Below are 12,378 nucleotides of genomic sequence, written 5' to 3'. Positions count from 1 at the left end.
TGATTGTTATATCTCGCATTCTATGGAGTTATAACGAAAGTGGTTGCGGGGGCCCGCAACCAACGATATCAGCAGGGCCTTTTCCAAGCTGCGGCATAGAAGTCTAACGCGATCCAAGCATCCTTTCGAAGGACCGCGAACGCCATTTCTCGTTGCGGAGTCTATGCCGCGCTGCCGGTCATGCGAGCCCAGCGTCATGATCTCGGCCACGGAAAGCGAAATGCGGTTCTCGCTCAGCTCCTGTTTGACCTCGTCGCACAGCCCCGCGATTGCCAGACGGCGTTTCACGGTATCGACCGACTTGCCGGTCTCGGCCGCGATATCGTCGAGCGCAACACCGTTGCGCGCCAGTTCGGCGAAGGCTTCGGCCTCGTCTATCGGGGCCAGATTCTCGCGCTGCACGTTCTCGACGGTGGCGATGCGCAGCTTGTCGCGTTTGCTGAGCTTGCTGCGGATTTCGACGGGAACCTCGAAGCTCTCGTCGATGTCGCCGCGCTCGCACAGCAGCTACAGTGCGCGGAAACGCCGTTCGCCGCTGATGACCTTGTAGGTCTTGCCGCGTGACGGCGCGACCACGAGGTTCTGCAGCAGCCCGTCGCTGTGGATGCTCGCCGCCAGCTCGTCCAGCGCATCGTCGGCGATGACGCGGCGCGGATTGTGCGCGGGCGGCCTGAGATCGGCCAGTTGTATGGATTGAATACTCATTTTAGTGGCTCCTTTCAGTCATTGAGGCCGCGACCCTCGCGGCCTTTCACGGCAGTCGAACCGGGGCCGGTGCAGGGACGGAGACGCCAAGCGGTTTTTTGGCGCGCGAGGAAGCCCGCCAGGGCGGGGAAAAAACCGCTTGCGGCGACGGCCGCCGGCCCCAGGCTGCCGGTGATGAAAGGCCGGGTCGTGGTCCGCTGAATGGATAAGGAGCGTGATGAGCTTCGGGACAGCGGCGGCCGAGGCTACCGCCACCGATCAGCGTAAATCAGGCAGGAATGCGAACGGCGCGCCGTGGTGGCGCGCCGTCAGCAATATCCCGGCGGGTGCGTCAGAGGATGTATCAGGCGACTGACGACATGCTCAGTTCGCCGCCATTGTCCTGGATGGACCGCGTGACGAGCGCCCGTATGTCGCGCAGGAACTCGGCGGAAGGTTGCGTTACCACCGCAGTCGGGACGGGCGCGGCTGCTTCGTAGATGCCGCGGATTTCACGGGCTCTGTCAAAAGTGGAACCACGGCCGCGAAGCTCGTACGCCTCGCGCCAGTTCGGCAGATGCGCCCCGATCATGCGCCCGGCGACGAAGTCGTGGAGGTCATTGAACACGGCCCGTCGCACAGTTGCGATTGCGGCCTCGGCCTCGCTCTCGTCTTCCGGCTCTCGTGTCCACCGGGTAGGTGAGTCAAGGAACCGGGATATCGACTCGCTCAGCCGCGCCACGAGGTCCGCAATCGGACGAAGCGTGTCGTACTCGTCATCCAGCTCACCTGCGATACGTCTGTTGAGAGCCTTTACCCTCGTCCAGTGCTCGCGGCGCACACCTTCATGGCTACCCAGACCGAGACGGGCGTTCCACGGACGTTGAAAGGTGTCAACGCCGGAGCAAATATGCACCAGTTGGCCGGAGCAAATATGTGCCAGACGACGTCATGCGAAGGGGCCCGATCGGGCCCCTTCGCATGACGGTGTGCTGCTGGGTTGAGGATCAGTCTGTTTCTGGATCACGCAGCGGCTTGGCAGCCTTGCGGGATTGCGCGAGACGATAACTGTCGCCGTTCATTTCGAGGATATGGACGTGGTGGGTGAGCCGGTCGAGGAGCGCGCCGGTCAGTCGCTCGGAACCGAAGACGCTGGTCCATTCATCGAAGGGCAAGTTCGACGTGACGATGGTCGAGCCGCGTTCGTATCGCTGCGAGAAGACTTCGAACAGCAGCTCGGCTCCTGTCGGCGACAGCGGCACATAGCCAAGCTCATCGATGATCAGGAGCCGAACCCTGGCCAGTTGCTTCTGCAGCCGCAGCAGTCGTTTGTCGTCACGCGCCTCGAGGAGTTCGTGCACCAGGGCGGATGCGGTGATGAAGCCGACAGGCACTCCCTTCTGGCAGGCAGCCAGTCCAAGGGCGAGAGCGACATGGGTCTTGCCGGTGCCGCTGTTGCCGACGGCGATGACATTCTCGTTGCGATTGACGTAGTCGCAGCGCGCCAGTTCCATCACCAGCATCTTGTTCAGCGAGGCGATGGCGTTGAAGTCGAAGCTGTCGATGCTCTTGACGGTCGGGAAGCGGGCCGCCTTGATCCGCCGCTCCACCATGCGCCGTTCGCGGTCGATCAGTTCGAGTTCGGCAAGCCGCAGGAGATAGCGCGTATGGTCGTCTCCTTCGGCGGCGCACTGCCGGGCCAGCTTGTCATATTCGCGCAGGAAGGTCGGCAGCTTAAGCGCCTTCAGATGATGGGACAGCAGCAGTTGCGGCGTCTCGTTCATGATCCGGCTCCGGCCAGAAGGCTCATGTAGCTCCGGGCTGACGTCACCTCGACCCGGGCTTGCGGCAAATACGGATAGACCGCCATGTCGAGACGCGGCGGCCGCCGCTCGATCCGGCAAAGTACGAGATGCTTGACCGCGTCGAACCCGATCGTGCCGCGTTCCAGCGCGCTACGGACCCCGGCATGGACGTCGTCCAGCGTGAAGGTCTCGAGCAGGCGCAGAACCTGAACGAACTCGCGCTTGCCCTTTTTGCCGATCCGGGCCTCCAGGAGCCGGCGCAGCGTGGTGAAGTCTTCTGGCAGATCCCAGTCGGCCAGCGGAGCTGCCTGGTCGAGCGCATTGGTCTTCTTCTCGATCAGCGCCAGATAGTGAAGCGGGTCGAAGATGAAGTCCTCCGTCTCCCAGGAACGGTGATGGCGGGCGATGATCTCGGCGCCGCACGCGATCACCACCTCATGGACGTATCCGCGCACGAGAACGTCGCGATGGCCGTAGGCGGTCGGGACGGAGTAGTCATTGCCGCGGTAGCGAACCAGTGACAGCGAACTGACCCGGGCAGCGCGCTTGTCGCAGGCATCGTAGGCCACGGCCGGAAGAGGCTGGAAGTGAGCGCGGTCGCGTTCGAGGCGTTCTCCGATCGTCTCGTCATGAGCGCGCAGCCTGTCGTTCAGGCGCCGGCGGCACTGGTCTTCCAGCCAGGTGTTGAGGTCGCCGAAGCTGGCAAAGCGCGGCAGCGGCACCATGAAGTTGCGGCGGCAATAGCCGACCAGTCCCTCGACCTTGCCTTTGTCGTTGCCCTTGCCGGGCCGCCCGAAGCGGTCCTCGAACAGATAGTGGGATACCAGTTCCGAGAAGATACGCGTGCGCTTGCGGGTGCCGTCGCCAAGAATGCGGGCGACCGCGATCTTCGTATTGTCGTAGAGAATGGAAAGCGGAACGCCGCCGAAGAACGCAAAGGCCGAGACATGCCCGTCGCAGAACGCCTCGCTCGTCTCCGCCGGATAGGCCTTCACGAAGCAGCCGTCGGAATGCGGCAGGTCCATCGCCAGGAAATGGATCTTGCGCTCGATGCCGCCGATCACGCCAAGCGCTTCGCCGAAGTCGACCTGGGCGTGGCCCGGCGGATGGGCCAGCGGCACGAACATCTCGCGCTGGCGCTGCCTGGCGGCATGGACATAGTCCTTCACGATCGTGATGCCGCCAGTGTAGCCGCGCTCGTCACGCAGCCGCTCGAAGATCCGCTTCGAGGTGTGGCGCTGCTTCTTTGGTCGACCGCTGTCTTCCGTCAGGATCTGGTCGATAACCTCGACAAACGGATCGAGCTTCGGACGGCGAACCGGCTTCTTGCGCCGATATCCGGGCGGGATCGAAAACCGCAGCATCTTCTCGACCGTGCGGCGGTCGATCCCGAAAACACGGCCAGCCTCGCGCCGGCTCATGCCTTCGACGAAAACCGCTCGCCTGACCCGTCCATATAGTTCCACGCCCTTCATCCCCGCCCTCTGCCAAAGGCCAGAAGGCTACCACTGGCGGAGTTTTGCTCCGGCCAACAGCCGGGTCATCCGGCCGCTTCAGTGGCGGAGTTTTGCACCGGCGTTCTCAATCGGGCTCAGGGCTTCACGGACGATGTTCTCCGCGAGCGCTTCTTCGGAAGCGTCGGCGTCGTCGCTGGGGACGATCCGGCACGGGAACTCTTGCGTCTTGGTGAAATGGCCTTCCTTGGTCAGCAGGCGGAGCGCCGCAAGGCGCCGTCCGCCGTAGCGGACCTCGTACTTGCCGGCGCTGGTGTCGGACGGACGCACACCGAGATTTTGCAGAAGACCACGCGAACGGATCGACGCGACCAAGAGGTCGTCCGCCGTATTCGGCTTGGTCTTGCGCGGGTTCTCGCGGGACATCACGAGCTTGGAAAGCGGGAGATGCACGGTCTCCCCGATTTCGTGCCGTGGGGTCTGGTGCTGGGTCATAAGCCAGTCTCCTTCAGGTTGAAGTTTTGAGGAGAAGCTCCGGCCCCTTTGCTTTCCGGGAAGCCGGGCTTCGCCCGGCTGGAACAGGACTTTTACTTTTGGGGAAGGGCGCACCCTCCGCGCAGGGAGCAGCGACAAGCAGGCTCGCGGCGCCCTCACCGGCCAAAAATCTTGCGCAGGGCTGAGGGATCATGTCCTGGATGAGCGACGACCGCGCGGAGTCGGGGCTCAGATGAATGATGTCTGGCGACTAGGCGGGTGAGATGATGCGACAGTGGGCCCTTTGGGTAAGCCGCATTCCTTAAGGTCGCGGTCAGTAATTTAACTTCGTGGCTGAGAGGGTTTAGATAGTGACTTTTAAGTAATCCCCGCTGCGTCGGTCCATTCAAGGATGAGCTGACGCGCTGTCAGAGGAACGACACCGGCCTGCATCAATCGGGCTGCAACCGGAGAGTTTTGCAAGTCGAGAAGTCCATTGCATAAATCGAATAGAACATAGACGTCGTATGCCTCTCCCAATGCGCCGAGGGCGGCTTGAGCCAAAGAGCCCTCCGGCCACCCACCCGCGAGAATTAGGCAATGTCGCCGCTGTTCGGAGATCGTTTGGCAGAGACGGTCATCCTTCCATGGATTGATGACTGATCGCTGCAATCGGGCTTCTTTCAGTATGAGGAGATCCAGCGGAGAGCTCGAGTGTTCATGCTCTTTACTGGCCATAAAAGAAACAAAGGCGGGAATGGAAAGCTCGACCGCTTTGCTCAAAACCTCTTGGTGGGTGGTGCTCACGACTGGCGCTTCGAGCGTTATGCCCGGCGACGTTTCGTCAAAATCGATGAACAGCAGGCAAGAAGCCCCCGGATCGAGGAGCGCTAAGTTTCCTTTCCTGTTGACCCGGTTGGCCATGCTATTCTTAATTCCGCCCTTCTGGTTGTTGGGAACTCCGATCATTGTGAGTCGATGGAGTATCTTGGCACTTAGCGGTGCTAAAGCCGCGACGCTGGCATGCCGCGTGGGAAGCGATCCGGCTTACCAACCTCGCCCTGCAATTGGCGCCAAGTCCTCTGTGTTGCTGGACTTGCTCGAGGGGTTCTGTCTCCCTTTCGCCGTACAGGAATTTGGAAAATTCCGCCGCAACCATCCGCGGAGTGTCCGGTCCCCGTCTCATCCGATCCGGACGCGCAAGTCGTCCAGGAACGTATAGGGCGGGACGTCGAGGTTGCGCGGCGCCGGTCCCCGCCGGACGCGGCCTGACGTGTCATAAACGGACCCGTGGCAGGGGCAGAACCATCCCCCGTATTTGCCGTGAGGATCACTCGATTTCTGTCCGAGTGGCACGCAGCCGAGATGTGTGCAGACACCCACGACGATCAGCCATTCCGGCCGCTGCACACGCGCGGCATCCGCCATCGGATCAATCAGGTCCGGGTTGCCGTCATCGGCCCTGGCGCGTGCGATCTCATCGGCGGTGCGGCGGACGATGAACACCGGTTGGCCCCGCCACACCACGGTGATGCGCTGTCCTGTTTGGATGGGAGCGAGGTCGAGCTCGGTCGATGACAGGGCAAGAACGTCCGCCGACGGATTCATGCTGTCGATAAACGGCCACAGGGCAGCCGCTGTGCCGACCGTCGCCATGGCGCCGGCCGTAACGTAGAGAAAATCGCGCCGTTTGATCTCCAAAGAATCGGAACCCGAAGATGGGCTATCAACTGTCGCAGACGTCACTCCTATCGATCCTTTCCGTGTCGCCGCCCTTGCATTACTGCTTACAACAGGTTCGCCTCATGGCCGGTCCTGTTCGGCGGCCGACTTGCCCAAGATGCCTTGCAGGCGCGGCACGAAGCGGGGCACCCGCGCAGCGTAGCGTCGATAGGCGTCACCCATCTCGGCTTCAACCTCCCGCTCCTCCCGTAGAGCAAGGCGCCAGTACATGACGAGCAGCACCGGAAACATTGCGAGGGTGAGGATGGTCGGCCATTGGAATAGGAAACCGATCAGGATCAGGACGAAGCCGACATATTGCGGATGGCGAATGCGGGCATAGGGGCCGGTCTCCGCCAGCGCTCCGGACCGCTGCGCTTGATAGAGGACGCGCCAAGCGGCCGAGAGCAGAATGAACCCGCCGCCGATGAAGACAAAACTCAGTAGGTGAAACGGCCCGAAATGCGGATTCCCCTTCCAGCCGAACAGAATTTCCAAAAGATGGCCGGAATCGTGGGCAAGCCAGTCGATGTCGGGGTAATTGGTCTGCAACCAGCCGGACAGGAAATAGATGGTGAGCGGGAAGCCGTACATCTCGGTGAAGAGCGCGACGAGGAAAGCGCTGAAAGCGCCGAAGGACCGCCAGTCCCTGCCGGTCTTCGGCTTGAAGAAGCTGAACGCAAACAGAATGAAAATCGCGGAGTTAATGACGACCAGAAGCCATAGACCGTAGGAGCTTGTTTCCATGGTTAGTCCTCGTCCGGATTTGTCGGTGCGTCGTGACCATGACCACCGCCATGGCCGCCGTGCCCACCGTGCATGAAGAGATGCATGCCGATACAAAAGACGAGCAGGCCGATGAGTATGCCGCTTCCCGTGAACACATGGGCGCGATGCTCATAGAGCAGAAGGAAGCCAGCGATCCCCAGAAAAACGAGAAGGACGATACCGGCGCGCGAACGCCAGAACCGTGGATGGGATTGCGTCGATCGGTTACTCATAGTGTCCCCTGCTCCGCCGCCCCTTGTGGACGAGCTTTCGCCCGCTCCCAAGGCCAGCAGCCGTCCAGTTCCACGTCGATGGAGAAGCTGAGAAAGGTGCGGATGGCGACAAGGGCGCCGAGAACCGCGATGTTCGATAGCGATGGCTCAAGCACGAGCGAACGCAATATGTCGGCAGCCACCAAAAGCTCGAGCGCGATCAGCGTGCTGCGGCCCAGCTCCCGCCGAAATGAAGGGTAGCGCTGTTCCGTTCTGTCACGGATGTAAACGACAAACGTTTTCCCGGCGCTCCACGCAAATCCGCCTGCAATGACCGCGAGCGCCGCCAGTTCGAGACCGACGATGGTCCAAGTGACCAAGGCTTCCATGGCGCTGCCGATGATCATGCCATTCCCTATTCAACAACCAGCTTGCCGCGGAACATGCCCATTGCGCAGGCGAACTCGTACTCTCCGGGCGTATCGGGAACGAACTCGACGCGCACCGTCTCGCCGGTCGGCAGGTCGGCGCTCTTATTGAAATCGGCGAAGATGACCTTCTCCGAGCAGGATGCGGTTTCCTCGCGCCGGAAGTTAAGGCGCACCGGCTTGCCGTGCCGGACGATGATGGTGTCGGGCGTGTAGCCGCCTTTGACCAGCACCATGACTTCCTGGTGCCCGCCGGAGGTCTCTGCCGCTCGCACGCCCTTGGCGCGCTTCAGCCAGAAGAACCAAACGATGAAGGCAACGAGCACGAGCCCGCCAATAAGAACGATCCAGCGATCCGGCGTCATTTGACGGCCCTCCTCGGTTCGAAAAAGCGCAAGCGGTTGGCGTTTGTGACGACGGTCACCGAGCTGAACGCCATCGCTGCAGCCGCAATCAGGGGCGACAGCAGCAGCCCAAAGAACGGGTACAGCACGCCCATAGCTACCGGGATTCCGGCGGTGTTGTAACCGAAAGCGCCGACGAGATTCTGGCGAACGTTTTTCATCGTCGCCCGGCTGATCTCGATGGCCGTGACCACACCTATGAGGCTGCCCTTAATTAGGGTGACATCGCTTGCCTCGATCGCCACGTCGGTGCCGGTGCCAATGGCGAAACCAACATCCGCCTGAGCAAGCGCCGGGGCGTCGTTGATGCCGTCACCCACCATGCCGACCCGCTTGCCCTCGAGCTGGAGCTTTTGCACCTCATGGGCCTTATCGTCGGGCAGAACTTCCGCCAGAACCCGGTCAACATCCACCTCGCGCGCGATAGCGTCAGCGGTGCGCTGGTTGTCGCCGGTGAGCATGACCACCTCGATGCCCATCTTTTTCAAGAGATCGATGGCTTCCTTTGAGTCCGACTTGACGGTGTCTGCTACGGCCACCAGACCGGCTGCGGCGCCGTCGACCGCGACATACATCGGCGTCTTGCCCTCGGTTGCCAGCCGCTCCCAGTCAGCTGTCAGGGCATCGATCTCGATGCCGCGATCACGCATCAGCTTGGCGTTACCGAGCAACACATTCTTGCCGTCGATACCGCCACTCACACCGTGACCGGGAATAGCGGCAAAACCTTCGGCACTCGTCAGATCGATGCCGCGATCCTCCGCGCCTTTGACGATCGCCTCACCGAGCGGATGTTCGGAGCCGCGCTCCAGGGACGCGGCTAAACGCAAGACCTCCGTCTCATCAGAACCTTCGGCCGTAACCACGTCGGTGAGTGCCGGTTCGCCGCGGGTGATGGTGCCGGTCTTGTCGAGGATAAGAGAATCCAGCTTCTCGGACGTTTGGAGCGCATCGCCGGAGCGGATCAGGATGCCGTTCTCGGCCCCCTTGCCGATACCGACAGTCAGCGAGGTGGGCGTCGCGAGGCCGAGCGCGCAGGGGCAGGCGATGATCAGTGTCGTGACGAGAACGATGGTCGCATAGATGATTCTGGGCTCCGGACCCACCAGATACCACGCCACGAAGGCGAGAATGCCAAGGATCATCACCGTCGGCACGAAATAGCCCGAGACCAGGTCCACAACGCGCTGGATCGGCGCCTTCGAACCTTGTGCGTCTTTCACCATACGGATGATGCTGGCAAGCGCGGTGTCCTTGCCAACCTTGGTGGCACGGAACTGAAAGCTGCCGGTCTTGTTCAGCGTGCCGCCGATGACTTCGTCGCCGACCTGCTTCTCGATTGGGATCGACTCGCCGGTGATCATCGACTCGTCGACCGCGCTCGACCCTTCGGACAGTTCACCATCGACCGGGATCTTCTCACCCGGCCGCACGATCACGATGTCATCCACCACGACTTCTTCTACGGGCAGGTCAATCTCTTTGCCGTCCCGAAGAACCCGCGCGGTCTTCGCCTGCAGGCTCATCAGCTTTTTGATCGCTTCCGAGGTTCGCCCCTTTGCTTTCAACTCCAGCGCTAGCCCCAGCACGACAAGGGCAATCACCACTGACGTCACGTCCCAAAACACTTCCGCCAACGCAACCGTCGGAAACATCGCCGGATAGGCCACTGCAACAACCGAGTAGACGAAGGCCGCCGAGACGCCGATGGCAATCAGCGTGTGCATGTTGGCGGACCGGTGCTTGAGTCCGTCCCACATGCCCGAGAAGAACTGCGAGCCAGACCAGACAAGCACCGGCAGTGTCAGCACGCCCAACAGCGCCCAGACGATGCGCCGCGTCTCGCTGCCCATCGGCATCCAGTCACGAAGGCCAGGGATCAGGTCCGGATAGCTCAGCCCCATCACCGGGACCGAAACGATCGCGGCGAACCAGAACTTGCGCATCAGGGTACGGTATTCCTGATTGCGCGCCGCTTCTTCCGGATCGGCATCTTCCTCGATGGCGGCTTTGATCTCGGCGGGCTTGGGTTCGGCGATCTTGTGGCCGGCGGACTCGATCGCCCTGCGGATCGCGGCGAAATCGACGACCTCCGGCTGGTACTCGACATCGACCGCGTTGGGACCGAGATTGGCCCGAGCCGAGACCACACCGGGCGTCATCCGCAGGGCGAGTTCGATGCGTGTCACGCAAGAAGAACAATGCATGTTCTTGATCAGGAGACGCGTCTTGGCGGTGCCCGCGCTGTAGCCGGCGGATCGGATCGCTTTTGCCAGGTCGCCGACTGAGGCTTGACCGGGGTCGTAGTCGATGGCCGCAGTTCCGGAGGAGAGGTTCACCTGCGCCGCTTTGACACCATCGATCCCCTCAAGCGCCTTCTCGACCATCGGCGGACAATGACGGCACGTCATGCCGCCTACCGAAAGGTCGATATGCGCGCCACCGCGGGACGGTCTGTCCGCGACCGAGCTGTCACTGCGATCCGGGAACTCAACCACTTTCTCCATTGTCTATTCCTCAACTGTTGTCTTGTCCCGTAGCCGGTCCGGCGCGCCATCCGCTGATGTCCCGCTATTGTCGCGTTCAATCCGACAGAAGCCGTTTGCGCTCCTCGAACTCGTCCTTGTCGATTTCACCTCTGGCGAAGCGCTCCTGAAGGATGTCGACCGGCGTCTTGCGCGCGGCCGGAGACGCGTGTTCACCGGAGGGCCCGCCGCCTATCCAGCGGACCGCAAGGATAATCAGCAGGATTATGCCGCCCCAGAACAAGATCATCATGAGCGAACCAAAAATCATATGACCCCATCCCCAGTCCGGATGCCAGTAACCCGGCCGATCAGCCGGCGCCTGCGCCAGGGCCGGCAGCGATACGAAGGCGCTCGGGAATACGAACAGGGCCGCCTTTAGTCTTGCCATCATGTAAATCTCCATCGCTCGCTCGTGACGGCATGCACCTCTACTTCAGTCGCAGTTCAGCAACTGACTTATCCTAATAGACGGATCGGAACCCGAAGCGTTACAGCGCGGCGGTCTTCCGGGGCAGGGTTGGCAACCCGGCGATGTTCCTGAAGCCAGCCTCTCGGATCATCCCGGGAATCTGTCCCGAAACACTATCCGCTGTAGTGGCAAATCCACCCGGCCTCTATACGACAAGGAAAGCGGCGCTATCACCGTCTTCTCCTCATAGGCGACGGGCTTATCGCGGCCTCGTTACAGTTCGCAAGTCGAGCGTGTATTCCCTCGTTCTGGCCCACCCGGCGGCCCACATTGCCCGAAGCAATCGTGCGCCCGGCACCGCCAGCATGAGCGTTTGAGTGTTTCCTTCAAGGCACGACGCGCACGGTGCAACCGGACTCTCATATTGCCCGCCGTAATGCCAAGGGAGCGGGCGACGTCCTCGCGCGGCTCCTGCGCCAGGTCGATCCGCATGAGAGCATCCGCATATTCCCGCTTCAACGTGGGCAGCAGCTTGTAAAAGCAGTTGCATGCAATGCGATCGAAACCTTCTTCCTCGGTCGGAATCATCTCCTGTTCAGTGTTTGTCGCCAACCAGTCGGCTACCATCAGTTGGCGAGCGTTTCTTTCCGCTGCCGCGCGACGGAAGTGATCGGCAAGCACCGATTTGAGCACTGCACGCAGCCAAGCCATGGTAGAGCCCGTGTCCCTGATCTGGCTGGCTTTGGCAAGGACCCTCATATGGAAGTCCTGGAGCACGTCTTCGGCCTCGTCCCGGTCGCCGAGGCGATGTTGGAGATAACGTAGAAACTGCGTGCGGCTCGCCGTGAGTATCGCCGTAAGTTTCGGATCGAGCGGTTCGATATCCTGTTGGCGTCCATGCCCGGCCAACGACGACTGGCCAAGCTGTCGCTTGACGGGCCGATTCTTCAAGTGCGGTGTCATTTCGATCTTCCTGATCTCGGGTTGCTTGCCTGCGGGTGTTCGGCATCCACTTGGCGGCAACCTTGATTGCTGGATTGCACTGTGGTCCGGCAACGCGCCGCTTGCGGACTTGGCCAACAAGCCCTGCCCCGCGAGCCGAGGCTCTGCGGATCAGCATTTCGAAACCACGTGGAGTTCTGCGTTTGATGGGCTACCGACGAGACGGCAGGCTCATGCGCAAGCAGCTTTACTCAGCCGTACATGACGAGAGCCAGTGACGGGACGTCAGCGCGCGTCGATCAGGCGTGAACTTTGGGGGGATGACCTAGCGGGGCGACTTGACGCGAGTTCAGAGAGTCGACCCTTGTGATTTTAGATGCGCGGAGCCACTCTGGTTCCGGGATCCCTGGCAGTGCAAACATGAGCGCAACGCAGTGGCCTATGCCCACGGTACAGCAGGGATCACATGTAATCGGGACCTCAACTGGCGAGCCCGTGGGAACGGCGGAGGTCCGACTTTCGGAGTCCTCGACCTGAGTGCGATCATG

15 protein-coding genes are annotated in these 12,378 nt (G+C 61.5%); all 15 read right to left on the bottom strand.

Annotated elements, in window-relative coordinates; translation table 11 throughout:
* Positions 1-6: 6 nt before the first annotated feature.
* Positions 7-402, bottom strand: a complete 396-nt coding sequence (locus BKM74_RS19215; RefSeq protein WP_086466629.1) for a hypothetical protein — start codon at positions 400-402, stop codon at positions 7-9.
* Between the two features lie 105 nt (positions 403-507).
* Positions 508-705 carry a ParB N-terminal domain-containing protein gene (locus BKM74_RS15575; protein ID WP_086466628.1) on the bottom strand — a complete coding sequence of 66 codons (198 nt, stop codon included), beginning with the start codon at positions 703-705 and terminating at the stop codon, positions 508-510.
* A gap of 343 nt (positions 706-1,048) precedes the next feature.
* On the bottom strand, positions 1,049-1,600 hold the full coding sequence (locus BKM74_RS15570; RefSeq protein ID WP_140056103.1) for a hypothetical protein: 552 nt from the start codon (positions 1,598-1,600) through the stop codon (positions 1,049-1,051).
* Between the two features lie 91 nt (positions 1,601-1,691).
* The gene (istB, locus tag BKM74_RS15565; protein WP_086466626.1) at positions 1,692-2,468 is read right to left on the bottom strand and encodes an IS21-like element helper ATPase IstB; all 777 of its coding nucleotides are present in this window, start codon (positions 2,466-2,468) and stop codon (positions 1,692-1,694) included.
* Positions 2,465-3,964, bottom strand: a complete 1,500-nt coding sequence (gene istA, locus BKM74_RS15560) for an IS21 family transposase (RefSeq protein WP_086466625.1) — start codon at positions 3,962-3,964, stop codon at positions 2,465-2,467. The genes istB and istA overlap by 4 nt, the downstream gene beginning before the upstream one ends.
* 78 nt (positions 3,965-4,042) lie before the next feature.
* The gene (locus tag BKM74_RS15555) at positions 4,043-4,438 is read right to left on the bottom strand and encodes a ParB/RepB/Spo0J family partition protein (RefSeq protein ID WP_086466624.1); all 396 of its coding nucleotides are present in this window, start codon (positions 4,436-4,438) and stop codon (positions 4,043-4,045) included.
* Between the two features lie 357 nt (positions 4,439-4,795).
* The gene (locus tag BKM74_RS15550) at positions 4,796-5,341 is read right to left on the bottom strand and encodes a cysteine hydrolase family protein (RefSeq protein WP_086466623.1); all 546 of its coding nucleotides are present in this window, start codon (positions 5,339-5,341) and stop codon (positions 4,796-4,798) included.
* A 258-nt stretch (positions 5,342-5,599) separates the two neighbouring features.
* Positions 5,600-6,118, bottom strand: a complete 519-nt coding sequence (petA, locus tag BKM74_RS15545) for a ubiquinol-cytochrome c reductase iron-sulfur subunit (protein WP_086466622.1) — start codon at positions 6,116-6,118, stop codon at positions 5,600-5,602.
* Positions 6,119-6,220: 102 nt separating this feature from the next.
* A complete protein-coding gene (locus BKM74_RS15540; protein WP_086466621.1) occupies positions 6,221-6,886 on the bottom strand; it encodes a methyltransferase family protein in 666 nt (221 codons plus the stop codon).
* A 2-nt stretch (positions 6,887-6,888) separates the two neighbouring features.
* Positions 6,889-7,140, bottom strand: coding sequence for a DUF2933 domain-containing protein (locus BKM74_RS15535; RefSeq protein WP_086466620.1), 252 nt, complete (start codon positions 7,138-7,140; stop codon positions 6,889-6,891).
* Positions 7,137-7,526 (bottom strand): DUF1622 domain-containing protein, encoded by a 390-nt coding sequence (locus BKM74_RS15530; RefSeq protein ID WP_217895505.1) that lies wholly within the window; start codon positions 7,524-7,526, stop codon positions 7,137-7,139. Before BKM74_RS15530 ends, BKM74_RS15535 begins: the two co-directional genes overlap by 4 nt.
* 8 nt (positions 7,527-7,534) lie before the next feature.
* Complete coding sequence (locus BKM74_RS15525; RefSeq protein WP_086466619.1) at positions 7,535-7,912, bottom strand: cupredoxin domain-containing protein; 378 nt, start codon at positions 7,910-7,912, stop codon at positions 7,535-7,537.
* Complete coding sequence (locus BKM74_RS15520; RefSeq protein ID WP_086466618.1) at positions 7,909-10,458, bottom strand: heavy metal translocating P-type ATPase; 2,550 nt, start codon at positions 10,456-10,458, stop codon at positions 7,909-7,911. Before BKM74_RS15520 ends, BKM74_RS15525 begins: the two co-directional genes overlap by 4 nt.
* Positions 10,459-10,534: 76 nt before the next feature.
* Positions 10,535-10,882, bottom strand: coding sequence for an SHOCT domain-containing protein (locus BKM74_RS15515; protein WP_245825962.1), 348 nt, complete (start codon positions 10,880-10,882; stop codon positions 10,535-10,537).
* Between the two features lie 279 nt (positions 10,883-11,161).
* The gene (locus tag BKM74_RS15510; protein WP_086466617.1) at positions 11,162-11,851 is read right to left on the bottom strand and encodes an RNA polymerase sigma factor; all 690 of its coding nucleotides are present in this window, start codon (positions 11,849-11,851) and stop codon (positions 11,162-11,164) included.
* Between the last annotated feature and the right edge of the window lie 527 nt (positions 11,852-12,378).

The sequence above is a fragment of the Oceanibaculum nanhaiense genome (assembly GCF_002148795.1).
Taxonomy (GTDB): domain Bacteria; phylum Pseudomonadota; class Alphaproteobacteria; order Oceanibaculales; family Oceanibaculaceae; genus Oceanibaculum; species Oceanibaculum nanhaiense.
This window is presented reverse-complemented; position numbering and strand designations above follow the sequence as displayed.